At 61.1% G+C, this 24,921-nt stretch carries 19 protein-coding genes; 14 read left to right on the forward strand and 5 right to left on the reverse strand.

Annotation, left to right across the window (positions count from 1 at the left end; all coding sequences use genetic code 11):
- Positions 1-414: 414 nt before the first annotated feature.
- The 12 genes from FW800_RS24825 to FW800_RS24880 all read left to right on the forward strand — a co-directional run bounded on the left by FW800_RS24825 (position 415) and on the right by FW800_RS24880 (position 15,585).
- Complete coding sequence (locus FW800_RS24825) at positions 415-1,854, forward strand: undecaprenyl-phosphate glucose phosphotransferase (RefSeq protein ID WP_078820826.1); 1,440 nt, start codon at positions 415-417, stop codon at positions 1,852-1,854.
- A complete protein-coding gene (locus FW800_RS24830; protein WP_446438661.1) occupies positions 1,854-3,314 on the forward strand; it encodes a mannose-1-phosphate guanylyltransferase/mannose-6-phosphate isomerase in 1,461 nt (486 codons plus the stop codon). Before FW800_RS24825 ends, FW800_RS24830 begins: the two co-directional genes overlap by 1 nt.
- Positions 3,314-4,225 (forward strand): glycosyltransferase family 2 protein, encoded by a 912-nt coding sequence (locus tag FW800_RS24835; protein ID WP_078820824.1) that lies wholly within the window; start codon positions 3,314-3,316, stop codon positions 4,223-4,225. Before FW800_RS24830 ends, FW800_RS24835 begins: the two co-directional genes overlap by 1 nt.
- Positions 4,226-4,231: 6 nt before the next feature.
- Entirely contained in the window at positions 4,232-5,059 is an 828-nt protein-coding gene (locus tag FW800_RS24840) for a polysaccharide biosynthesis/export family protein (RefSeq protein ID WP_032876894.1), read from the forward strand.
- A 70-nt stretch (positions 5,060-5,129) separates the two neighbouring features.
- Positions 5,130-7,109 carry a GumC family protein gene (locus tag FW800_RS24845; RefSeq protein ID WP_248127819.1) on the forward strand — a complete coding sequence of 660 codons (1,980 nt, stop codon included), beginning with the start codon at positions 5,130-5,132 and terminating at the stop codon, positions 7,107-7,109.
- Complete coding sequence (locus tag FW800_RS24850; protein WP_446438662.1) at positions 7,109-8,290, forward strand: glycosyltransferase; 1,182 nt, start codon at positions 7,109-7,111, stop codon at positions 8,288-8,290. The genes FW800_RS24845 and FW800_RS24850 overlap by 1 nt, the downstream gene beginning before the upstream one ends.
- Entirely contained in the window at positions 8,287-9,627 is a 1,341-nt protein-coding gene (locus FW800_RS24855; RefSeq protein WP_446438663.1) for a beta-xylosidase, read from the forward strand. The genes FW800_RS24850 and FW800_RS24855 overlap by 4 nt, the downstream gene beginning before the upstream one ends.
- A 22-nt stretch (positions 9,628-9,649) precedes the next feature.
- Complete coding sequence (locus FW800_RS24860) at positions 9,650-10,864, forward strand: glycosyltransferase family 4 protein (RefSeq protein ID WP_216091006.1); 1,215 nt, start codon at positions 9,650-9,652, stop codon at positions 10,862-10,864.
- Positions 10,855-11,958, forward strand: coding sequence for a glycosyltransferase family 4 protein (locus tag FW800_RS24865; protein WP_446438664.1), 1,104 nt, complete (start codon positions 10,855-10,857; stop codon positions 11,956-11,958). Before FW800_RS24860 ends, FW800_RS24865 begins: the two co-directional genes overlap by 10 nt.
- On the forward strand, positions 11,958-13,361 hold the full coding sequence (locus FW800_RS24870; RefSeq protein WP_446438665.1) for an O-antigen ligase family protein: 1,404 nt from the start codon (positions 11,958-11,960) through the stop codon (positions 13,359-13,361). Before FW800_RS24865 ends, FW800_RS24870 begins: the two co-directional genes overlap by 1 nt.
- On the forward strand, positions 13,358-14,179 hold the full coding sequence (locus tag FW800_RS24875) for an acyltransferase (RefSeq protein WP_005786788.1): 822 nt from the start codon (positions 13,358-13,360) through the stop codon (positions 14,177-14,179). The genes FW800_RS24870 and FW800_RS24875 overlap by 4 nt, the downstream gene beginning before the upstream one ends.
- A complete protein-coding gene (locus FW800_RS24880) occupies positions 14,179-15,585 on the forward strand; it encodes a lipid II flippase MurJ (RefSeq protein WP_446438666.1) in 1,407 nt (468 codons plus the stop codon). The genes FW800_RS24875 and FW800_RS24880 overlap by 1 nt, the downstream gene beginning before the upstream one ends.
- A 59-nt stretch (positions 15,586-15,644) precedes the next feature.
- Here the strand turns inward: FW800_RS24880 and FW800_RS24885 are convergent, their stop codons facing one another.
- From FW800_RS24885 to FW800_RS24895, 3 genes are all read right to left on the reverse strand, one after another.
- Positions 15,645-16,220, reverse strand: a complete 576-nt coding sequence (locus FW800_RS24885) for a DUF4174 domain-containing protein (protein ID WP_446438667.1) — start codon at positions 16,218-16,220, stop codon at positions 15,645-15,647.
- Between the two features lie 152 nt (positions 16,221-16,372).
- On the reverse strand, positions 16,373-17,005 hold the full coding sequence (locus FW800_RS24890) for a glutathione S-transferase family protein (RefSeq protein ID WP_032876914.1): 633 nt from the start codon (positions 17,003-17,005) through the stop codon (positions 16,373-16,375).
- A 49-nt stretch (positions 17,006-17,054) separates the two neighbouring features.
- Entirely contained in the window at positions 17,055-19,412 is a 2,358-nt protein-coding gene (locus FW800_RS24895; RefSeq protein ID WP_446438668.1) for a DNA polymerase II, read from the reverse strand.
- A gap of 212 nt (positions 19,413-19,624) precedes the next feature.
- Here FW800_RS24895 and FW800_RS24900 point away from each other — a divergent pair, with 212 nt between their 5' ends.
- Positions 19,625-21,838, forward strand: a complete 2,214-nt coding sequence (locus tag FW800_RS24900; protein ID WP_446438669.1) for a TonB-dependent receptor — start codon at positions 19,625-19,627, stop codon at positions 21,836-21,838.
- Between the two features lie 43 nt (positions 21,839-21,881).
- Here FW800_RS24900 and FW800_RS24905 read toward each other — a convergent pair whose 3' ends face one another.
- Positions 21,882-22,349, reverse strand: a complete 468-nt coding sequence (locus tag FW800_RS24905; RefSeq protein ID WP_003190189.1) for an SRPBCC family protein — start codon at positions 22,347-22,349, stop codon at positions 21,882-21,884.
- Between the two features lie 99 nt (positions 22,350-22,448).
- Between FW800_RS24905 and FW800_RS24910 the strand changes: the two genes are divergently transcribed.
- Positions 22,449-22,850: a GFA family protein gene (locus FW800_RS24910; protein WP_103735413.1), complete on the forward strand. Its 402-nt coding sequence runs from the start codon at positions 22,449-22,451 to the stop codon at positions 22,848-22,850.
- A gap of 1 nt (position 22,851) precedes the next feature.
- Here the strand turns inward: FW800_RS24910 and mrdA are convergent, their stop codons facing one another.
- Positions 22,852-24,744 (reverse strand): penicillin-binding protein 2, encoded by a 1,893-nt coding sequence (gene mrdA, locus FW800_RS24915; protein WP_148854489.1) that lies wholly within the window; start codon positions 24,742-24,744, stop codon positions 22,852-22,854.
- Between the last annotated feature and the right edge of the window lie 177 nt (positions 24,745-24,921).

Below are 24,921 nucleotides of genomic sequence, written 5' to 3' on the forward strand. Positions count from 1 at the left end.
CAGAGCCGGCAAGCCGGCTCTGGTTCGACAACCCCCTTCCCCCGCCCTGTTTCTGTCAAAAAAAAGCTTTTTTTCGCTGGCAGGCAAATCCCCACGTTTGTTCCTACACTCCAAAAAGCCATCATCGATTCTCGATTTTTCTGAAAGTACGGCCTCTCATGTCAATAAATCGTCATATCATGGGGGCCTCATGAGAGCCATTGAAGGCAACGGCAAAAAAAGCCAAATCATTGACACGGAACCTCAAGGAAGCCACTATTTAGCCATCACTCCGTAAATTCCTGCGTCTGAACAGGCATTACGTATTACCCAGCAACTGCAGTTGTTCGATTTGCACCACTTGTAAAGCAAACCTGCCTTATGGATGAGCAAAACGAATAGGAACGTTCTGGTGGTGTATTGAGGATCTGATCTATGCGCGGTAAATCGTCGGTCGATAGCCTGTTTTTGACTCGTCCCGGTTTCGTTGAGTTTTTTGTCGTCTTCGTAAAACTGATCCACGGCCTCACTGCTGTAGTGCCGGCAATTATCCTGTTGTTCTACCCGGAACCCGTCGCCGAGCACATGCGCAACCACTACCTTGGCCTGCTGGTATTCTTTGCGCTCTTGACCATCATTCTGTTCCAGGCCCTGGGGGTGTACTCCGAGGATCTGTTCAGCAATCGCCTGCGTTTTCGCGTGATGCTGGTGGCCTGGGTCTCAGCGTTTTGCATCCTGCTGTTCATGTACCAGATCCTGCTGCTGTTCCCACAGTTGAGCCCACGCAACCTGGCGGCCTGGTTCTCCATGAGCCTGGTGCTGTTTGGCGTGGAGCGGATATTGATGCTGCGCCTGTATCGCCATTTGATGAAGAACGGCAAATTCTTGCAGCGTACGGTGATCCTGGGTTTTACCGAGACGGCGGTGCATGTGGCTGAACACCTGTCGCGCAACAGCGATATCCGTTCCGGCCTGATCGGCTTTATCGACGACCGTACCGAGCGCATTCCCAAGGAATTGAGCCGCCTGCCCTTGCTGGGCAATACCCGCGACCTGGAAAAGCTGATCCGCTCCGAACAGGTCAACCAGGTCATGATCACCCTGCCCTGGGCTGCCGAGCAGCGTATCAACGGGCTGGTCAAACGCCTACGGCAGATGTCGGTGAACGTCATGCTGGTGCCCGACATGGCTGCCTTGCGTTATGGGCATAACCGCATCACCGATGTGGGCGGCATCCTGATGTTCAACACCTCGCAGTTGCCGCTGCGCGGCTGGTCACCCTTTATCAAGCGTTGCGAAGACCTGCTGCTGGCCAGCCTCGGCCTGTTGTTGCTGTCACCGGTGATGCTGGCGACGGCCATCGCGATCAAACTCGATTCCAAGGGCCCGGTGCTGTTTCGCCAGAAGCGCTTTGGCTACAACGACAACCTGATCCGAGTGTTCAAGTTCCGCTCGATGTACGTGGAACAGACCGACCTCAACGCCGAGAACCAGACCACACGCCAGGACCCGCGCATCACCCGGGTAGGCAGGATCATTCGCAAGACCAGCATTGATGAGCTGCCACAACTGTTCAACGTGCTGCTGGGCAATATGTCGATGGTCGGCCCGCGCCCCCACGCCACGGCCACCAAGGCCGCCGGGGTTCCGTTCGAGCAAGCGGTCAGCGAATACAGCTCACGCCACCGGGTCAAGCCAGGCATCACCGGCTGGGCACAGATCAATGGCTACCGTGGCGAGACCGACACCCTGTTCAAAATCCAGAAGCGCGTCGAATACGACCTGGAATACATCGCCAAATGGTCGGTGTGGCTGGATCTGTACATCGTTTTCATGACGGTTCCGGCCGTCCTTTCCACCAAGGAAGTCTATTGATGAACCCTCTTAACGGATTGATCCCGTGCATCATCTCCGGTGGTTCGGGCACGCGGCTGTGGCCGGTTTCGCGACAGAACATGCCCAAACCCTTCATGCGCATGCGCGACGACCAGAGCCTGCTGCAAAAGACCTTCCTGCGCGCCAGCCACTTGCCGGGGGTGGAGAGCATCCTGACAGTGACCAATCGTGACCTGCTGTTTCGCACCCTCGACGACTACCGCGCGGTGAACACCCAGCGATTGGCCCTGGAGCTGCTGCTGGAGCCGTTTGGCCGTAACACCGCCGCCGCCATCGCCGTGGCCGCCTTGCATGTGCAGGAGCATTTCGGCGCTGAAGCGCAGTTGCTGGTGCTGCCCGCCGATCACCTGATTCTGGATGAAACGGCCTTCGCCCAAGCGGTAGAAAAAGCCCGTGCGCTGGCCGAGGCCGGTTACCTGGTGACCTTCGGCATTCAGCCTGACCGTGCCGAAACCGGCTTTGGCTATATAGAACAAGGCGCAGCGTTGGGGGCCGGGTTTCAGGTCCGGCGCTTTGTCGAGAAGCCCGATCTGGCCACCGCCCAAGGCTATCTGGACGGCGGCAAGCACCTGTGGAATGCCGGCATGTTCTGCTTCAAGGCGGCCAGCCTGTTGGAAGAATTGGCCAGCCACGCCCCGGCAGTCCTGGACGCTGCCAAGGCCGCACTCGAGCACAGCCAGAGCCTGCAGAACAGCAGCAGTCGCCAGCGTGAGCTGAGCCCGGAAGGTTTCGGTACCGCGCCGGACATCTCCATCGACGTGGCCCTGATGGAAAAATCCGCAAAGGTCGCGGTCGTGCCCTGCAACATTGGCTGGAGCGATATCGGCTCCTGGGAAGCGCTGCGCCAACTCACCCCCAGTGATGACAATGGCAACCAGATCAATGGCGAGGCGATCCTGCACGACGTGCATAACTGCTACATCGACTCGCCCAAGCGGGTACTCGGTGCAGTGGGCGTGCGCGATCTGATCATCGTCGACACCCCGGACGCACTGTTGATCGCCGACGCGCACCGCAGCCAGGACGTGCGCTATATCGTCGCCGAACTCAAGCGCCAGAATCACCCGGCGTTCAGTCTGCATCGCACAGTCACCCGCCCGTGGGGCACCTACACGGTGCTGGAAGAAAGCACGCGCTTCAAAATCAAGCGCATTGTGGTCAAGCCAAAAGGCTCGCTGTCCCTGCAAATGCACCATCACCGCAGCGAGCATTGGGTGGTGGTCAGCGGCGCAGCGATGATCACCAATGGCGAGCGCGAAATCCTGCTCAATATGAACGAGTCCACCTATATTCCCGCCGGCCACAAACACCGCCTGACCAACCCCGGCATCATCGATCTGGTGATGATTGAGGTACAGAGCGGTGAGTACCTGGGCGAAGACGACATCGTGCGTTATGACGACATCTACGGCCGCGCGCCGGTGGAAGAGAAACCCTGATGCGCACGTCCCTGATCATCCCCACCCGCAACGCGGCCAGCCATCTGGACCGCCTGCTGCCGGCGCTGCGCATGCAAACCCTGCAACCGGACGAGATGCTGGTGGTCGACAGCGCATCGAGCGATGACACCGTGGCGCGCTTTCGCGAGTTTGGCGCGCGCGTGGAGGTGATTGATGCCCGCGACTTCAACCACGGCGGCACTCGGCGCTGGGCCAGTGAACAGGTGGGCGGCGACGCTTTGATCGTCATGACTCAGGATGCAATCCCCGCCACGGCCGAGACCTTCGCCAACCTGATCGCCGAATTGCAACTGGAGCCGCTCAATGGCGTGGCCTATGGACGGCAGCTGCCGCACCCCGGTGCAGGGGTGCTGGGGGCACAGTCGCGGCACTTCAACTACCCGGCGGCCAGCCGCAGCAAAAGCCTGGCCGATGCACCGCAGCTAGGGATCAAGACCTGCTTCAGCTCCGACTCGTTTTCGGTGTACCGACGCAGCGCCCTGCAGGCGGTGGGTGGTTTTCCCCAGGATGTGATTGGCAGCGAAGACGCCTACGTCGCCGCACGCATGTTGCTGGCCGGCTACCAAGTGCGCTACGCCGCCAGTGCGCAGGTTTATCACTCCCACGATTACCGCTTGCTGGACGAGTTCAAGCGCTACTTCGATATCGGTGTGTTCTACGGCCGCGAGGCGTGGATTCGCCAGGCGTTCGGCGACGCCGGCGGCGAAGGTAAGCGTTATGTGCTGGCCGAACTGCGCGCATTGCGCGAGGCGAACGCGCTGCACCGTGCGCCAGAAGTAGTAATGCGCAGCGCCTTCAAATTGCTGGGTTATCGCCTCGGCCACCTTGAACGCCACTTGCCCAACTCGCTTAAACGGCGTCTGGGCATGTTTTCCACCTACTGGACTTGAGCCGTCATGAAGACTACCAACCGACGTTCCCGTCTTACCCTGCTCAGCCTCTTGAGTGCCTCAATCTGGCTGGCGGGCTGTTCGACCCCCGCGCGGGTGCCGCTTCCTGACAACAATACGCTCAAGGCCGGCCATCAAGCGGCGCTGACCCTGGCCGACCTGCCACCACCCCAGGTGCTGATCCAGACCGGCGACTCGCTGCGGATCGTGCGCGACGCCCAGGAACCGGCGGCGGCCGATGACATGACCGTATTCGTCGTGCGCCCCGACGGCGTGATCTCGGTACCCAATATTGGCCGGGTCAAGGCCGCCCTGCGCACGCCCGAAGACCTGGGCAAGGAAATCACCGAGAAGTACAAGCGCATCTACCGCGAACCCGCGGTGACGGTGAACATCGCCAGCGCACCGAGCAACAAGGTGTTTATCGGCGGTGCGGTGTCTAACCCGGCGTTTTTCGACCTGGCCGGCAACGTCAGCGTCGAGCAGGCACTGCTCAGTTCCGGTGGTGTATTGCCCTCGGCGGATGCCTCCAACGTGGCCTTGCTGCGCACCGGGCCAGATGGCAAGTACAGGACGTACTTCATCAGCCTGGAGAGCATGTTGACCAACCCCAATCACCCGCGGGTGGCGTTGCAGCGCGGCGATTTGATCTTCGTGCCGCAGTCGGGCATCGGCGCGACGGTGGAGGCCGTGGATATGTACTTCACCAAGCTGTTTCCGATCAACAAGGGCATTGGCATTGGCTTGAATTACGACCTGAACAAGAGCGACGTGAAAAACAGCGGCAACACCATCTACAACAACCCAACCATCAACGCAGGCCAAGGATTATGAAGCGGGCGTCGTATCACTCGAACCAAGCGTTCCCGTCTTTCGTAAACCCCATATGCAATGGAGTGATCCTGTGATCGAAATCCGCTCTCTTCGCGACCTGCTGCGGCTGTTTTTCATCTACCGCCGCGAATTCAAACTGGCAGTGATCACCACGATCGTCGTCGCGGTGCTGGGTGCCTTCCTGTTGCCGGCTCGCTACGAATCCGACGCGCGCTTGTTGGTCAAGCCGGGGCGGGACAACACCACCTTGCCGATCGAAGCCGCCAACCGCCAGACGCTGATTGCCCCGAGCACCCAGCACGACCCGATTGTCGACGAAGAAAAAATGCTCACGGGCCGGCCCATCGTGCATATCGTTGCCGAGCGCTATATGGCGATGACCTCCGAGCCGCCGCAGGGCTTCTGGAAGGTCACCAAGTTCTACATCAAGAAGGGCCTTGGCGAAGTCATCAACGGCGTGCGCAGCGTGCTGCAGTTCGTAGGCCTTGCCGAGAAGCAAAGCCCGCTGGAGCGCCTGGCGACCTCGCTGGAGAAGAACTTCAAAGCCGGTCACGAGCCGGGTTCTTCAGTGATCGAGATTTCCTTCACCTGGGACGACCCGGCGGTGGCGCAAAAAATCGTCGAGGAATGGGTCAACGCCTACCTTGAGGAACGTGCGCGGATTCTCGGGCGCAAGAGCCTGCATACCTTCTATGAAACCGAACGCGCCAAGGTGGCGGAAAATATCCAAAGCCTGAAGGACCAACTGCAAGGCCGTTTGAAGCAGATCGACTCGATCAGTGTCGATGCGCGCCTGAAGAACCTCACCAGCCAGATCGACCGTGTCACCGACGCCAAGGTCAGCGCACAAAACCAGATCTCGGGCATTCGCAGCCTCCTGGCCAACGCCAGCCAGCAGATCAAGAGCCAGCCGGCAGACGTGGTGACGATGCGCGAAACCAGCCTCAACCCGACCCAACTGGACCTCAAGCGCCAGCTCAATGCGCTGCAAGTGGAACGCGCACGCCTGTTGCGCACCTACCTGCCGGGCACGCCGCAGGTCAATCAGATCGAGCAGAACATCCGCGACATTGAAGCCCTCAGCGCTCAGGAAGCTACGCGCCTGGAACGCTCGCAAAACACCGCGCCCAACAGCCTGGTGATCAACGTCAAGCAGCAAGTGATCGACGCCCAATTGCAAGAGCGCAAACTGGCCGGGGAAATCGAGAACTACGACAAGACCCTCGCCGAACTGCGTGACCAGCGTGACAAGGCGATGACCGATGAGCCGGAACTCAACAAGCTGAGCCAACAACTGCGCGCCGCCGAAAAAAGCTACGCCTTGTACTCGGACAATCTTGAACAGGCGCGTATCGACCACGAACTGGACAACAGCCAGATCAGCAACATCGCGCTGATCGAACACGCCACCCTGAACCCGTCACGTGTGTTTCCCAAGAGCCTGCTGATTCTGTTGTTCGCCATTCCCGCCGGCGTAGCCGTGGGCTTTTTGACCATTTATGTGCTGTACCTGCTGGACCAACGCATCCACGATGGCACCCGCTTGCAGGAGATGTTCCAGGTGCCGCTGTGGAGCAGCATCCCCGATGTGCAGGACGCCACGCCGGCCGCCGTCACCGCCAGCCTCTATCGCCTGTACAGCCTGCTGCCCCTGGAGCGCATCGCCAGTGAAGGCTTTGCCCTGGGCCTGACCTCGGCGCGGCATGGCGAGGGCGTGACGTTTATCATCGAGCAGCTCAAGCGCCTGCTGGAAGAACGTGGCCACCGCGTGTCGGTCGACGGGGCGAACGCGCCCACGGCGGGTGAAGTGCTGTTGCTGGACGCCTCGGCCTTGTCATCCAACCCGCAGGCCTTTTTGACGCTGCGCCGTGCCGACCAGATCGTGCTGGTGATCGAAGCCCGCACCAGCACCGTACCGACCATCGAAAACGCGGTGTCGCTGCTGACCACCGCGTTCGGCAAAGTCGATGGCATGATCCTCAACCGCCGCCGCTTCGAAGTACCGGCCAAGGTCCTGGCGCGAATCAACAGCTGGCGCGGTGCGGCCTGATGCGTATCGCATTGCTGGCACCTCTGCCCCCGGAGCAGACCGGGATCGCCGATTACGCCGCGCATTTGCGCAACGCGTTGATCGAACTGGGCCTTGAAGTGGTGACCCCCCTCGCGGGTTGCCAGGACCTGGCTGAACAGTTGCGGCGCTTGCAAGCCTTTGACTGGCACGGTGTGGACCTGGTCCATGCCGAACTGGGAGGTGGACGCTTCGGTGAGTTCCAGGCGCTTGACTACCTGCGTCGGGCACATCCACAACTGCCGTTGACCGCTACGGTGCATGACCCGGAGCGCTTGATCTGGCGCCGGGCCAAGCTGTTTTTCCCCTTGACCCTGCTCGAACGCCTGCCCCACCCGCTGCCCCAGGCGGCGGCGCTGCTGGCCGACCCGCTGACCTTGCACGAAGAACGGCGCCTGGCCAAAGGTATGCGCCGGCTGATCACCCTCACCCGCCTGGGAGGCGACTGTCTGCGCCAACGCATGGGCCTGCGCCCGCAGCAAGTGGCGGTGATTGCTCACGGCAACCTGCCCATCGCGCCCCAGGACTTGCCGCCGCTTGCGCCGCTGCGTCTGTTGTATTTCGGCTTTATCTATCGCGGCAAGGGCATTGAGGACCTGCTCCAGGCCCTGGCCCAGTCACTGGCCGCTCACCCGCAATGCCGAGGCCAGGTGCGCCTGACCCTGGCCGGCGGCACCGCCCCGGAAATGACCTTCGACCCGGCCGGCAACTACCTCGACGGCCTGCGCCAACAGATCAGCGCGCTGCACCTGGAAGATGTGGTGGACTGGCAGCTGGACCTGCCATCAGCGCAGATCGCCGCGACGATCCAGGCGCACCATGTGATGGTGCTGCCCTACCGCGAATCGAAAAAACTCGGTTTCCTGGGACAGATGCGTGGCACCAGTGGCGCGCTGTCGTGGGCCAATGCCTGCGGGCGCGGGGTGATCACCTCCAATGCGCGAGCCTTTGCTGAAGAGGTGGCCGGCGGCAACGGCATCACCTATCAGCAGGGCGATATCAATTCCTTGAGCAACGCCTTGAACCGCTTGATCCTCGACCCGCAGCAGGCCCGGCAATGGGCTGCCCGGGCAGCGGAAATCGGCCACCAACGCCAGTGGGCCACCACGGCCCAACGTTTTGCCGAATTATTTCGGGATGCTTGTGAGGAGCCGTTGCGATGAATATTTCATCTGTTCGCCCGATGTGGCGCTATCTGCCGCTGGTGCTGGCAATCGCCGTGGGTGGCGCCCTGCTGTCGAGTGAAAAAGTCGATGCGCAGCCGGTGAACCTGGCCCCGGAGCGCACTGTGGTATGGAAGGACTTCCTTGGCGTGAACGCGCACTTTCTGTGGTTCACGCCCGAGCAGTACCGCCAACAGATCAAGCAATACAAGAAACTTGGGTTGCAATGGGTGCGGGTCGACCTGCACTGGGATCGCCTGGAGCCCACAGAAGATGGTTATCAACTCAGCACCTTCGATGAACTGGACCGCACCCTGAGCGCTGAAAAAATCCGCTCGGTGTTTTACCTGGTGGGCTCGGCGCCCTTTATCACCACCGCCCCCAAGGGCGCGAAGTTCCAGGACCAGTATCGCCCGCGGGACCCCGAGATCTACGCGCTGCGCCTGGCTCTCCTGGCCAAGCGCTACCCCAATATTGATGCCTGGCAGGTATGGAACGAGCAGAACCTGCCGAACAACTGGCGCCCCAAGGTCAACGCCAAGGAGTACGGGCAATTGTTATTGGCCAGTCACCAGGCGTTGAATATTGCTGCGCCCGGCAAACTGCAGGTCATGGGCGGCATGGCGTACTACAGCCAAATGCCGCCGCGTGGCAAAACCCTGATGTTCGAAGCGCTCGGCGCGCTGGGCGTGCAAAACCTGGGCATGGTCGCGGCCTATCACCCTTATTCGATGACCCCCGAAACCGATGAACCGGGCAAGAACGAAGTGCTGCTGCGCGGCGATCAACTCAATACCATGCTGCACGGCGCCGGGATCAAGAACGTATGGGCTACCGAGTGGGGCTGGTCCAGCTATGCCGGCCCCAAGGAGATGCAGGACCTGATCGGTATCGACGGGCAGGCCGACTACACCTTGCGTCGCCTGGCGTTGATGGCGTCCCAGGACTATCAGAAGATTTTCCTGTTCGCGCTGTCCGACCTCGACCAACGCGCCTCGCCCCGCGACCAGCATTACGGCCTGCTGAACCTGGATGGCGAACCCAAGCCGGTGTACACCGCCCTCGCCCGCTTCCTCGATATCACTGGCCCCTCCCTTAAACCCGGCACCACGCCCAAGCTTGAGGATGTGCCGGACAGTTTCTACAGCGTGGCCTGGACTCGGCCTGACGGAAAACACCTGTTGATGTACTGGAGTGCCAAAGGCAGCAGCATCAGCCTGCCGGACATCAAACACGCAGAACTGCTGGACCCGCTGACCGGAACTCGGCAGCCCCTGAACGACGACAACGGTATTCGCCCAGCGGTGAAGCCGAGTTTACAGATACTGGTGTGGTAGCCCCGGGCATGGAGAGCTGTACATGAGAATCCTATGGATTGTGCCCTACCTGCCGTGGCCGACCACCAGCGGCGGGAAGACCCGGCAGTATCATTTGCTGCGCACCTTGAGTGAGCGCGGGCATCGCATCACGCTGCTGGCGCAATCGAAGACACCGGCCGATGACGCGGTGCACGCAGCCCTTGAACCGTTGCTCGAACGCCTGATCGTGGTGCCGCGCCGGCCGCTGAAACACCCGATGACCCTGCTCGCGGGTGTATTCGCACCATGGCCGCTGTTGACCACGGTCAACGGCCTGTCGGCACCGTTGCAAGCCCAATTTGCGCAACTGTTGAACGAGCGCTGGGACGTGATTCAAGTGGAACACAGCTACAGCCTGCAACCGTTTCTGCGCACCTTGCAGCAGCGCCAGCGCGAGTTTGTGCTGACCGAGCACAACCTGGAATCAAGCCTGGGCGGCGCCACTTATGACCGTTTTCCCAAGTGGGCTGCGCCGTTCGTGCAGTACGACCAATGGCGCTGCCGGCAATGGGAGCGCAAGGCGTTCGATGCCGCCGCCCATGTGATCGCGGTGACCGACGCGGACGCCCAGGCCATGCGGCCGTTGACTGCAACGCCGGTAAGCGTGGTAGTCAATGGCGTCGACAGCCGTGCCTTCGCCCAGGTCAGTGCCGATGCGCAGAGCCAGCGTTTGTTGTTTGTCGGCAATTACGAATACGCACCGAACCTGGACGCTGTGCAGTGGTTGCTTGAGGAGATATTCCCCCGGGTCTGGCTGCAGTGTCCGAACGCGCGCCTGGCAGTGGCCGGTTACGGCTTGCCCGAACACTGGCGCGACCGTTGGCCGGATGAACGTGTCGAGTGGCTGGGGTTTGTTCCTGATCTGTGCGCCCTGCAACGGCGCTGCGCCGGTTTTGTCGCCGCGTTGCGCCATGGCGGCGGCTCCAAGCTCAAGGTGCTGGAGGCAATGGCCGCCGGCTTGCCGCTGGTCAGCACGGCCCAGGGTGTTTCCGGTTTGGCGGTGCAACCCCAGGCGCATTACCTCGCGGGCGAAAGCGCCGAGGCCCTGGCCGATGCCATCGTGCGTCTGCTGGATCAGCCGCTGCTGGCCCGGCAACTGGCCGATGCGGCACGCGATTATGCGCGGCATTACCACGACTGGGCGGTGGCCGGTGACGAACTGGAGCACATCTACCGCACCTTGATCGCCTCTAAGGAGTCTCAGCCATGCGCGTAGCCCTGGACTATCGCCCCGCCACGGTTGCGCCCTCGTCGGGCATCGCCCGCCAGGTCCTGGCGCTGGAAGATGCCCTGCGCGCGCGGGGCAACACCGAGGTGGTGCTGTTCACTGAGGCGCCCCTGGACCACCCGCAACGCCAGAACGCCATTTGCCCACCGTGGGCCAGCCCGCTGGATGGCCTGCAACGGCCGCAGGTACGCTTGCGGTTCGAGCGAAAATTTTTGCCCAGAGCCTTGCACGAGCAACAGATCGACCTGCACATCGCCACGGCCAATATGGGCTTGCCGCTGTGCCGCAAACCCGCCGGCACCCGTTATGTCCTGGTGCTGCATGACCTGTTTCAGCTGACTCAGCGTAACTTCCATCGCTCCAGGCTCAAGGCCCTGGCCTATCGCTTGATCGACGGCGCCTCGATTGCCTGGTCGGTGTGGCAGGCTGACCGGGTGTGGTGCCCTTCGCAGTTTTCCTGCAGCGAAGCCGCCCGCGTATTCCCCTGGGCCCGGGCCAAGTTCCGGGTGTTGAGCAACCTGGTGCCCGAATTGAATGCAGCGCCAGAGCCGCTGCCAGACAACCTGCCGGCGCGTTACTGGCTGGTGGTGGGCACACGGGAGCCGCGCAAGAACATGGCATTTTTCCTGCGCCAATGGCAGGCCTGCCGTGCGGCGACCCCTGAGGTGCCGGACCTGGTGCTGGTGGGCCATGCCAGCGATGTACCGTCCGCCCTTGGCGAACTGCCGGGCCTGCATTGGTGCAGCGGTTTATCCGACGGCCAACTGCAAGCCCTCTACCGTCATACCGACTGCCTATGGCAGCCGTCTTATGCCGAAGGCTTTGGCCTGCCGGTGGTGGAAGCCTTGAGTGTCGGCACGCCGGTGGCGGTGGCACGCGGTTCCGCCCTGGATGAAGTCGCGCCGCCCGGCGCCCCGCGCTTCGACCCACACGATGCCAGGCAATTGCAGAACGTCATGCAGCAACTGGCAACCGCGGGCGACACGGCAGACGCCGAAACGCAGCGCGCCTGGGCCCGGCAATTTGCCGAACCGGCCTATCGCTCGCGCCTGGATACTTTGCTCAAGGAATTGGACCGCTAATGCTGCCAGGAAAACTCATCAGTCTGCTCCTGGGCCTGGTCTTCGGCATTTTGCTGTTGGCCCTGTCGCCGATCAAGGCCTTGCTGGTCGTGGCCGGCGCGGGTGTGGCCTTGACCCTGATCCGCTTTCCCCTGTGGGGCTTGCTGATTTTCGCGGTGTTGGCCACCAGCATTCCCTACACCACGTTGGAACTGGGGATCCGCACCACCATCAGCGAAGCCGTGTTGGGGCTGACCTGGGTCGGGGTGTTCTGGCAATCGTTTATCGGCAAGACCCGCGGCTTGATCCTGTGGCGTCCGACCGAGCGCGCGCTGATGTGGTTGATGCTGTTCAGCACTATTCCGTTTATCTGGGGCATGGTCATCATCCATGCCGAAGGCAACGGGCCGGTGAACTGGGTACGCTGGCTGATGAACCTGTCGTTGCTGTTTATCGTGCCGTTGCTGCTGCGCACCGACGCCGACCGCGACAAGGTGGTGGCCGCCCTGCTGCTGGGCAACCTGGCGATGCTGTTGCTGTCGATTTTCATGTTTTTGAAAACGCGCAACGCCATGTCGATGATCGAGGTGCTCACCGACCTCAAGTACGCCCACCCGGAAGCGGTGAAGGATATTTTTTCCGCCAACTACACGCGCATGGCCTCGCCCTGGGTGCACCCCAACCTGACGGGTGGCGTGCTGGTGCTGTTTATCCCCCTGGCGCTGTTCTACGGCTGGACCCGCAGCGGCTGGCGCCGGGCGCTGGGCCTGGCGGTGGCTGTGCTGGGTTGCGCCGGCCTGCTGCTGAGTATTTCCCGTGGCGCCATCGTGGCCCTGGCGCTGGTGCTGATCTGGCTGACCTATAAGCGCGTACCTAACAGCGGGCGCATCATCGGTATCGGCGTGGCGTTTGGGGTTGCGCTGGTGATGTTCTATCCGCCGTTGCAGGAGCGCTTGCTGACTATCTTCTCGTCCACCAATGCCAGTACCGAAATCCGCTTCGACGAGTACGCAAGATTTCCCGAGGCCATGTCGACATACCCCCTGGGGATCGGCTTCAAGATCGACCCACCCGTACCCGGCACCAACCTGTTGGGCATCTCCAACCTGTGGCTGAACTTCATCTACAAGGTCGGCATTCCGGGGATGCTGTTGTTTATCACCGTCACGGTGTTGTGGTGGCGTGAAGTGCGGCCCCTGGGCCAGGTGCGCAAGGTCACCGCCGACAACGCCCTGTGGCTGGGGTGCATATGCGGCGTGATGGCAGCGCTGTTGACGGGGATTTTCGACCACTATTTCAGCTTCACCTTTGTACTGATCGCGCTGTTCTGGCTGTTGATGGGCATGAGCCTGCAACAGGTGCGTCTGCGCCCCTCCATTACCGCCCCTGTTGCTGCTATTGCGCCAAAGGATAACCAACCATGAAACACCGGATGATTCACTCCACCGATTTGCGCGATCGCCTCCCCACACTGGCCGCTGAACTGGGCGTGAGCCTGCCGGACCTGGAAGAGGCGCTGGACTGGTGCCTGGCCAACGATGTGGTGTTTGAAGAGGGCGAAGGCGACAACAAGCGCTTCTGGATAAACTCCATCGACCTGGAACCCGCCCTTGAGCACCCGGTGGCCCGCCTTTTGTTCCGCCGTATGAAACAGGACCTGCCGGGCAAGCTGTTGCCGCGCTATGGTAAAAACTGGGCAACGATCAAGGATCGCTGGCGCAACGCCTGGGACATGGCCTACAACATTTTGATCAACAAGATCCCCAGCCACCATGTGCGCATTGCCTGGCTGCGCCTGGGCGGCGCGAAGATCGGCAAGGGCACAAGCTTGTGGCGTAACACCGAAGTGTTGGGCATCCACAATTTGAGAGTCGGTGACGATACGGTGATCGGTTGGCATTGCCAGGTAGACGCCCGCGCCGGGCTGGTGATCGGCAACCACGTGGCGATTGCCTCCCACGTGCTGATCATCGCCGGCAGTCATGATTTGCAGGCACCGGAGTTCTGGTCGATTTCCGGGCCGATCTACATCGACGACTATGTGTGGATCGGCAGCCGGGCGTTGATCGGCTACGGCACGCACCTGGGTCATGGTTCGGTGATCAGCGCCAATACCGTGGTGGCCAAGGCTGTGGCCCCCTACAAAATCATTGGCGGTTCCGGGGCCAAAATCATGGGCGAACGTTGCCATGATCTGAACTATAAGGTGGGTGGCAAGGGCCTGTTCACCCTGTTCCACTGATGTTCGGCAGCACGCTCTGGCTGACCGTCGCGACCCTCGCCGGGCTGGTCGCCGGTTTTGCCCGCGAATGGCTGCTGGTGGCGGCCTGGGGCGCGGGCAGTCGCAGCGACGGGTTTCTGGTGGCGGTGTTTTTGCCCGAAGCGTTGCGCATGACCCTGGCCGCCGGCTTGCTTGCGGCGGCTGCCCTGCCCCTCTATCAACAACGCGACCCACAACGCCAGCAAGCCTGGCTGGCCAGCCTTTCTCCACGCCTGCTGGGAGTAGGCCTGGCCCTGTTTGCCATATTGGCGCTGGGCGCGCCGCTGTGGGTGCGCCTGATCGGCCCCGGCCTGGACGCCGAGGCCCATGCCGAAGCCGCCGCTAACTTGCGCTGGCTGGCGGCCTGTGCGCCGGGCCTGGTGATGCATGGGTTGTTCAGTATTCCCTTGCAGGCACGCCAGCGTTTTGTGCTGCCGGGGCTGGGCTCTTTGCTGTTCAACCTGCCGCCGGTGCTGTACCTGTTTATCCGTGGCAGCGCAAGCGACAGCGGCGAACTGGCCATGAGTTTTTTTGCCGGCAGTGTATTGATGTGCCTGCCGCTGCTGGCGCCGGTCTGGTCTTTCGGCTGGCGGCCGTGGCAAGTCACTGGCGACAAGCTGGCGGGCCGCGAACTGTTGGGGCGCATCGGACCATTGTTGGCCAGCAATGTCGCCAGCCAGGGTTTGGCGCTGCTCGAACGCTTGATCGCCAGTTACCTGGGAGAAGGTGCCGTCACGTGGGTCAACCTTGCACGCAAACTGATCAATCTGCCCTTGATCGCCCTGATGAGCCTCAACCAGGTACTGCTGGGCATGATGAGCGGCGAACAAGGCCAGCAGCGCCTGGCCCTGCTGCGCCGAGGCCTGGACGCTGCGACCCTGCTCAGCCTGCCGGCCGCCCTCGGCCTGATCGGCGCCAGCCCGGTGCTGATTCATCTGCTGATGCCCGCCCAAAGCGCCGACAGCCCACTGCCCGCCCTGCTGGCCTGGTTCGCGACGCCACTGGTGTTCGGCGCCTGGAACGCCATGCTCGCCCGCTATGCCTATGCCAGCGGCGACACGCGCCTGCCCTTGCGCTGCGAATTGCTGGGCAGTGGGGTCAACGCTTTGCTGTTGGTACTGCTGCCGTACTTTCTGGGTTTGCCGGGTATCGCCCTGGCGGCGTTGGGCGGGGTTATCGTCACTAACCTGCTGCTGATGCAACGCCAGCAATTGCTTGGGCAACTGGGCTGGCCGCTGCAATGGGGGCTGAGTGCGGTTTTACTGGGTTTTGCAGCCGTGATATTGCACCCGCTGCAAAACGATGGCTGGCAACTGGGCTTGAGTACCGTGACGGCGGCCCTGGTATTGGGAGGGTTGGCTGGGTGGTTCAAGCCGTGGAAACAGTGAACTGGAGCCACCACTGCAACGGCCTGCGCAGGAGCTGGTAAGCCAGCTCCTGCACGGACTCAGTCATCCAGCTGTTGAGGCGCAGCCGGCTTGGTTGCCTTACCCGCTTTGGTAGCGTTCTTGCCAGGCGCAGGCGCAGGTTCTGGCACAACCGGAGCAGCCGCTTCTTTCTCGGCCATCGGCATCTGGTCAATGGCGCTGAAAAATTCCTTCAGGTCGAGGGTATCCGGCGGTACGGTCTTCTCCAGTTTCTTCTCGCCATCCTTGCCGATCAGAATCACCTTGGTACCGCTGCCGGCGCCGAGCTTGAGGGCACGGATCAGCGCGTTGGTTTCCGGTGGCGTGAGCTTCTTGTTGTCCTTGGGGTCCTTGGCGAACTTTTCGCCTTCAGCACCGATGCTACCGAACTTCACGGTGTAGAACACCATGCTGCGCTCTTCAAAGGACTGCTTGGTGGCAGGCTCATCCAATTGTTTCTTGAGGGTCGCCAGAGTGTCGTTGCCGGAATCGAGCTCCACCACCACCAACGGCCGAGCCTTGCCCAAGTCCTGCTTGAGCGGGTTGATATCATCAGCGGCCAACAACGGCCCCGTAAAAGCCATCAAGGTAGCCAGGGTCAGCGACCGGATGAGCATGCGCACCTCCTTTGAATTCCATGCAGGGTTCTTGAGTTTCATGTCTGCGACAGTCAAATTCAAGGATGATTCCTACATCACTTTGAGAAGAGTAGGTCAGGACGCCCGCGACGCAAGGACTTGGACAGTGGCCGGAGCATTGTTTCTTCCGGTTACGAGACCTTCCACTGCGGCCAATGCCGGGCAAAAACCGGGGCCACAACAGGGTCGGCGTCTACCCGCTCCAGGCTCTGCGCAAAGCCCGGCGCCAGGTTGCCGAGCACCTCGCGCGCGTCATCCCAGCGCGACACCGCCGCCGCCATGATGCCCAGTGCATTCGGCACATTGCCAGGGGTAAACAGCTGGTCGGCAAACTGATCGGCAAACACGACCCAGGCCTGGTGCAGGTAGCGCCGTGTGCCGCTGACCAGTTGCGCTTGCTGCACCTCATCAGCATTACCCAACCAGCGTTGCGGGTAGTCGATGATGCCGATCGCCGAATAACAGTTGGCGGCGATGTACAGCAGCCCGCGCAGGATCTGCGCACGATCGCCGGCCAGCAACTCGGACTTGGGGTACTCCAGGCCCAGGTGGATCAGGATAGCGGCGCTTTCGGTCAGCACCTGGCCATTGGGGGTGACCAGGGTGGGGATTTGCTTGAGTGGATTGATACGTGCAAGAGCGTCGCTGCCCTCGCCGTCCTGCCAGGAGCTGGCGTCCACGCGATGCCACGGCACGGCGCAGCGCTGCAGGGCGATTTCGATCATGCAGGAACCGGATTCGTCGGTGCCATAAAGTGTGTACATGGGCGTTGCCTCCTGAGCTATGGGCGATAGGGACAGTGTGGTCCAATGCCTAGAATAGCCCCATCTGCCCGCCCACCAGGGTACCGAAGTCATCATTCACAAACGGCAGGATCGCGTCGGCAACGGGCTGCAATTGCCGGGTCACATAGTGGTCGTAGTCGATGGGCGCTTGCCGCACTTCCAAGGGTTCGGGGCCGTTGACGCTGATCACGTAGCTGATCCAGCCACCGCGCTGGTACTGGCGCGGGCGCCCCAGGCGGTCGTTGTACTCGTCTGCCAGGCGTGCCGCGCGCACATGGGGCGGGACGTTGCGTTCGTAGTCGTGCAAGGGCCGGCGCAGGCGCTTGCGGTAGATCAGCAACTCGTCGAATTCGCCGCTCAGGGTACGGCGCACGTAGTCGCGTATGTAGTCCTGATGGGGCTGGCGATGGAAGATGCGCCGGTAGAGTTCCTGCTGAAATTGCCGGGCCAGAGGCGACCAATCGCTGCGCACGGTTTCCAGGCCTTTGTAGACCATCTCTTCGCTGCCATCGTCGCGCACCACCAAACCGGCGTAGCGCTTCTTGCTGCCCTCCTCCGCGCCACGGATGGTCGGCATCAGGAAGCGGCTGAAGTGGGTTTCGTATTGCAGCTCCAAAGCACTTTGCAGGCCGTACTCGGTGCTCAGGTGGGCGCGCCACCAATCATTGACGTGCTGCACCAGCGCCAGGCCGATGCGATTGGCATCCTGCGGAGAATGGGCGCTGCCGAGCCAGACGAAGGTGGAGTCGGTGTCGCCGTAGATCACTTCATAACCCTGGGCCTCCACCAGCTCGCGGGTCTGGCGCATGATCTGGTGCCCCCGCAGGGTGATCGACGACGCCAACCGCGTATCGAAAAACCGACAGCCACTGGAGCCGAGCACGCCGTAGAAGGCATTCATGATGATTTTCAGGGCCTGGGACAGCGGTGCGTTGTGCTCGCGCTTGGCCTCTTCACGACCTTCGGATACGCGAGTGACGATGGACGGCAGGCAGTGCCGGGTGCGGGAGAAACGTGCGCCGCGAAAGCCCTCTACCGAGTCGCTGTCGTCGGGATGCTTGAGGCCTTCGATCAAGCCCACCGGGTCGATCAGGAAGCTGCGGATGATCGATGGGTAAAGGCTTTTGTAGTCCAGCACCAGCACCGATTCGTAGAGGCCCGGGCGTGAGTCCATGACAAACCCGCCAGGGCTGGCCTGGGGCGGTTTGTCGCCCAGGTTCGGCGCGACGAAACCCTGGCGATGCATCAACGGCAGGTACAAGTGGGTGAAGGCGGCGACCGAACCGCCGTTACGATCGGCCGGCAAGCCAGTGACGCTGGCACGCTCCAGCAAGAACTTGAGTAACTCGGTCTTTTCAAAAATCCGTGTGACCAGCTCACAGTCCTTGAGGTTGTAGCGCGCCAAGGCGGGCTTGTCCTCGGCGAACATGCGGTTGATTTCGTCCATGCGCTGGTACGGGGTGGAAATGTCCTTGCCTTCGCCGAGCAGGGTTTGTGCGACGTTTTCCAGGCTGAAGGATTCAAAGCTCCAGGTCGCCGAGCGCAGCGCTTCGATCCCGTCGATGATCAAGCGCCCCGCCGCTGCCGCGAAGTAGTGATTGCGGCTGCCGTGCTCGCGCCAGGTCATGGCTTCACCGCCACGCCCCAACAACAGCGGCACGTTCAAGCGTTGGGCGTGCTCATGCAGGACGCGCAGGTCGAACTGCACCACATTCCAGCCGATGATCGCATCGGGATCAAAGGTGGCCAGCCATTGGTTGAGGCGTTCGAGCAGTTGCGCACGGGTGTCGCAGTAGTCGAGCTTGAAGTCCACGGCATCGGTTTTGTTTGGCGGGCCGAGCATATACACCTGGCGCTCGCCGCAGCCTTCCAGCGCGATGGAATACAGATCGCCCTGGGCGGTGGTTTCGATGTCCAGGGACACCAACTTCAAGCGCGGGCGGTAGTCGGGCGCGGGCTTCATCTGCGCGTCGAGCAAGGTGCCGTTCGCGTCGGGCGTGCCGCCGAACCATACGGGGGCAGTGATAAAACGCTCCATCATGTAACGCTCGGGCGGTCGCACGTCGCCTTCGTAGACATCGACCCCGGCGCTGCGCAGGCGCTTTTCGATGTCCATCAATTGGCGGTGCTGGCGGGCATAGAGGCCCAGGACCGGGCGATGGTGGAAGTCGCACAGTTGCAGCGCACGCAACTCCAGATCACGCTCGCCCTTGAGCAGCCAATCGAGCGGCTTGCGATGGACTTCGGGGATGAACATCACCGAGGTTTGCACGGGTAGGCGAATACACCGAGGCCCGTGGTCGGTGGCCAGCCAGAAACTGACCTCCGTGCCTAACGGGGTATCGCGCCAATGCCGGGTCAGGACAAAACCCTGCTGTAAATCCACCGTACCGCACCTCAGGAATCGCTTTCAGGGCGTGATTCTACTCGGCATCTGTACAAACGCGGCAGGTTAACGCGCACGCAGAGCGCAATCGCATAAATTTGTTGCAGGACATTAATAACAATCACTATCATTTGCGTCGGAGTCGTATCCGCGCAGTGAGGAAGCGCAACGTCGCTGCCCCCTTCCTCATAAGTTAGCCGCCTGGATCGACCATGCCCCTCTGCAATCTTTTCGCTGCGCCATTTCGCCCGACCCTGCTCGCCCTTTGCTGCTCCGTGAGCCTTGCGGCACAAGCGGCAGCCCCAGCGGCCTCAGACAACGTGCTGGAACTGGGCGCCACCAACATCAATGTCCAAGCCCTTGCGCCCACGGCTCTGCCACCAGAGTTTGCAGGTGGCCAGGTTGCACGCGGCGGCCAACTGGGTGTGCTGGGCAACCAGGACATCATGGATGTGCCCTTCAGCATGTCCTCCTACACCGAAAAGCTGATTCGCGACCAGCAGGCGGAAACCGTCGGCGACGTGTTGCTCAATGACTCCTCCGTGCGCCAGGCCTCGGGGTATGCGAACCAGTCCCAGACGTTCATGATCCGTGGCTTGCCGTTGAATGGTGACGACATTTCCTATAACGGTTTGTACGGCGTCCTACCCCGCCAGATCATCTCCACCGATGCCCTGGAGCGAGTGGAAGTGTTCAAGGGCCCCAATGCTTTCATCAATGGCGTCACGCCCACCGGTTCGGGTATTGGTGGCGGTGTGAACCTGCAACCCAAGCGTGCCGATGATGTTCCGCTGCGCCGTTTCAGCACTGATATCAGCAGCGATGGTCGGGTTGGCGAACACTTGGACATTGGCCAGCGCTTCGGCGAAGACAACCGGTTTGGCGCACGGGTCAACCTGTCCCAGCGCGAAGGCGATACCGGCATTGACGATGAAAACCAGCGTTCGAAGCTGTTTGCCGTCGGCCTTGATTACCGCGGCGATGCTTTGCGGCTGTCCGGTGATTTTGTGTATCAGAAGCAGCGTATCAACGGTGGGCGTAACTCGGTGTTCCTTGGCACCATCACCCAGGTGCCGGATGCGCCGTCGGCAGACACCAACTACGCGCCAAGCTGGAGCAGTACCAACCTTGAAGACACCTTGGGGATGCTGCGCGCCGAATATGACCTGAATGAAAACTGGACCGCCTACGCGGCAACCGGTGCCAAGCACAGCCGTGAAATGGGGCGCTACTCGTCGGTGACCTTGAGCGATAATCTCGGCAATGCCAGCGCCAGCGGCTCGACTATCGCCCACGAAGAAAACAATACCAGTGCCATGGGTGGCCTCAATGGCAAGTTCCACACCGGCCCGGTGAGCCATCGGCTCAACTTCGGCCTGGCAGGCATCTGGACCGAGGCGCGCAACGCCTATGTATTCGCCAGCGCAAAAACCCCGACCAATATCTACAACCCCGTGACCGGCGCGCCGCCGGCCCTCAACAGCCCACGCAATACCCCAGGTACCGACTTCAGCGATCCGACCATCACCGACAAGACATTCGTGCGTAGCGTCGCGGTATCCGACACCTTGGGGTTCTTCGATGACCGCCTGTTAGTGACCGTTGGTGCACGTCGCCAGCAGATGGTGGTGCAGAGTTACAACTACATGAGCGGTACCCGCACCGCCAACTATGACGAATCGATCACCACACCGGTCTACGGCATTGTGTTCAAACCGTGGGAGCACGTATCTCTGTATGCCAACCGCATTGAAGGCCTGGCTCAGGGCCCGACGTCGCCGCTCAAATCAGGCAACCTGACGGTCATCGGTGGCGGGCAAGCTTATGCGCCTGCCCGGTCCAAGCAGATCGAAGCGGGTGTCAAAGTGGACATGGGCACCTATGGCGCGACCCTGGGTGTATATCGTATCGAGCAGCCCGGCGCGGGTTATGCCGAGGCCATCGACGCCACCACCGCCCGCTACGTGCGGGAAGGTCAGCAGATCAACAAGGGCGTCGAGCTCAACGTATTCGGCGAACCGGTCAGCGGCCTGCGCTTGCTGGGCGGGGTGACCCTGATGAAAACCGAACTCAAGGGCACCCTCAACGGCGCCAATGACGGCAACCGTGCCATTGGCGTACCGTCATTCCAGCTCAACGCCGGGGTGGATTGGGATGTGCCCGGCCTGCAAGGCGTAAGCCTCAGCGGGCGTATGCTGCGCACCGGCGGGCAGTACGCCGACGCGGCCAACAACCTGAGCCTACCGGCCTGGAACCGCTTCGACGTGGGTGCGCGCTACACCTTCGCCGTGGACAAACGCGAGGTGACATTGGGTGCCACGGTAGAGAACGTCGCCAACGAGAAATACTGGGAGTCGGCCCAGGGCGGGTTCCTGAGCCAGGGGGATCCGCGAGTGGCGAAGTTGTCGGCGTCGATTGATTTCTAGAACGTGATTACGTTGGGGGGCTGATCTGCCCCCTTGCCCACCATCATACTGGTCGGGTTTCGCTCAGATAGGTTTCGATATTGCCCATCTGCTCATCCCAACCACGGGAGTTCATCTTGAACGCCTTCTGGCGCCGCGCCTCGGGAACCTGGTCGAAACCGGATTCGACAACCCGCAGCAGGATGCCGGGGGCGCGATCCTCGATGGTGAACTCCACCAGGGTCGGTGTTTCGTTGTCGTAGTCGACGCCCTCCTCTACCGCGAAGGGGTGCCACCAGAAAGAGAACAGAGTTTGCGGCAGGACGCGTTCGATCCTGGCCTTCCAGACTACATGTTCGTAGCCTGGGTAAGTAATTGGCGCTTCGATAGTTTGCCCGGCTACAAAGGTTTTGCCCTTGAGCGCGATACCGAACCAGCTGCCAAATTGCTCGGCATCCGTGAGAGCCTCCCAAACCTGTTTACGCGATGCATTGAGCAGGACTTTGCGTTCGATTCGATCTAATACGTGCATGAGTCACCTCCTTCTTTGAACAGTAGGCGACATCGACCAATGCGCAACCTTGCGTTGTGCGCGATGATGATGACCCCCTCCTTGACCTGGCCATAGGTTATGACTGACCCATTGAATGGAAGTTGCTTGTGCAAAGGTGTGCGCTATCAGGTGGACAGCCTGGACATGCCCATCAGCCACTGCCATTGCGACAGCTGTCGCAAAGCACACGCAGCTGCGTTTGTTGCCACTGCCGGGGTGATGCGCGAGCATTTTCGCTGGACGCACGGTGAAGAGCTTTTGGCATCCTTTGAATCCTCGCCGGGGAAACTCCGACGCTTCTGCTCGCGCTGCGGCTCACATCTGATTGCCGAACGGGGGCATCAGCCCCACGTGATCGTGCGGGTGGCGACGCTGGACGATGATCCCGGCGTCAGGCCCACCTCGCATATCTGGATGGCCCATGAGGTGCCATGGCTGGCCTATGAAGGCTTAGAGCGCTGGGACGAGTGGCAGGCCTGAGTCAGACGCGTGGGTCGCCTGGCGCTTTGGCTGGCGTCGCATACTGCGGCTTGAGATGACCTTCCTGGTCAAGCAACCAGGCATCCATGATCTGCCGCACAACCGGCCCAGCCACACGGCCTCCGGCCTCACCGTTTTCAATCATGACGGAAATCACGATTTTCGGATGTTCGGCCGGCGCAAAACCGACGAACAAGGCGTTATCGCGATGACGTTCCAGCGTCTTGTTGCGGTTGTAGCGCTCACCCTGCTTGATCGCCACTACCTGGGCAGTGCCGCTCTTGCCGGCGATGCGGTATTGGGCGCCTTGCGCTGCCGCCCGGGCGATACCGCGTGGGTCGTGCATCACCAATTGCATACCATGGTTGACCTGCTCCCAATCACGCGGGTTTTTTAAGACTACGTTGGGCATCGGGTTCTCATCCACCGGAGGCACTCCGTTGATGGTCTTGGCCAGGTGCGGACGGTTCCAAATGCCTTTATTGGCGATCAATGCAGTGGCTTGGGCCAGTTGCAGCGGTGTCACTTGCATATAGCCCTGGCCGATGCCAAGGATCACGGTTTCGCCTGGGAACCAGGGCTGGCGACGGGTCGCACGCTTCCAGGCCTGAGAGGGCATCAGACCTGCGGACTCTTCGAACATGTCCAGGGACACCTTCTGACCAAGGCCGAACTCGGCGAGGTAGTCGTGCAGGCGATCGATGCCTAGCTTGTGGGCCAGGTCGTAGAAGTAAGTGTCGTTGGAACGCATGATGGCGGCGTCCATGTCTACCCAACCGTCGCCACTGTGGTTCCAATTGCGGTATTTGTGGTCAAAGTCCGGCAACTGGTAATAGCCAGGGTCAAACACCCGGGTTTGCGGGGTGACAACGCCACTGTCGAGACCCGCGATAGCCACTTCCGGCTTAATGGTTGAACCCGGCGCATAGAGCCCACGTAGCACGCGGTTGAACAGCGGCCGATCAATGGAATCGTGCAGCGCGGCGTATTCCTTGAAGCTGATGCCGGTGACGAACAGGTTCGGGTCGAAACTCGGTTTGCTGACCATGGCCAGTACTTCACCGGTTTGCGGGTCCAGAGCCACGACCGAACCACGCCGGTCGCCAAGGGCTTCTTCCGCGGCTTCCTGAAGCTTGACGTCGAGGCTCAGGACGATGTTTTTGCCAGGGATCGGATCGGTGTGCTTGAGCACGCGTAGTACGCGCCCCTGGGCGTTGGTCTCGACCTCTTCATAACCGACATGGCCGTGCAGCTCGGCCTCGTAAAAACGCTCGATCCCGGTTTTACCGATGGATTGGGTACCGCGGTACTCCACGGAATCAAGGGTCTTGGATTCTTTCTCATTGATGCGGCCGACGTAGCCGATGGAGTGGGCAAAGTGCGCACCCAGCGGGTAGTGGCGGACGAATTGGGGCTCGACGTCCACCCCTGGAAGACGGAACTCGTTGACGGCCAAAACGGCGATCTGTTCTTCGTTCAACTCATAGAACAGCGTGACCGGAACAAACGGGTGACGAGCCTGCTTAAGCGCCTTATCGAACATCGCTCGGTCTTCGGCAGGCAGATGCAGCAGATTGACGATCGCGTCCAGCTCACCCTTGAGATCGGTGGTGCGTTCACGGGTGATGGTCAGGTTGTAACTCGGACGGTTGTCGGCCAGGACTACACCATTACGGTCATAGATCAAGCCGCGAGTTGGCGTGATCGGCAGTACGTGAACCCGATTGTTTTCCGAGATCGTGGAGTGGTAGTCGTACTGCACCACTTGCAGAAAATACATACGCCCCACCAGGGCACAGGTGATGCCTACCACCAGCAGTGCACAGGCCAGCAAGCGCTTGTTGACCAGGCGGTTTTCTTTTTCGTGATCTTTGATAGGTATCGGTTCAGGCATTTCTACAGCATCTCGTTGGAAAATAGCGACGCCGCCTCCTGCGGGTAACGATCAGTCCTTGTGAAAATGTGCTGCACCATACCAAAAATGCAGAAACACTTTGCATTGATTTCCCCAACGGCACGTTATTTAAGCGAGAGTCCCAGAGGCAGCCGGCTTTTCGACCGCCCAAAACAA

The sequence above is a fragment of the Pseudomonas sp. 910_23 genome (genome assembly GCF_052850795.1).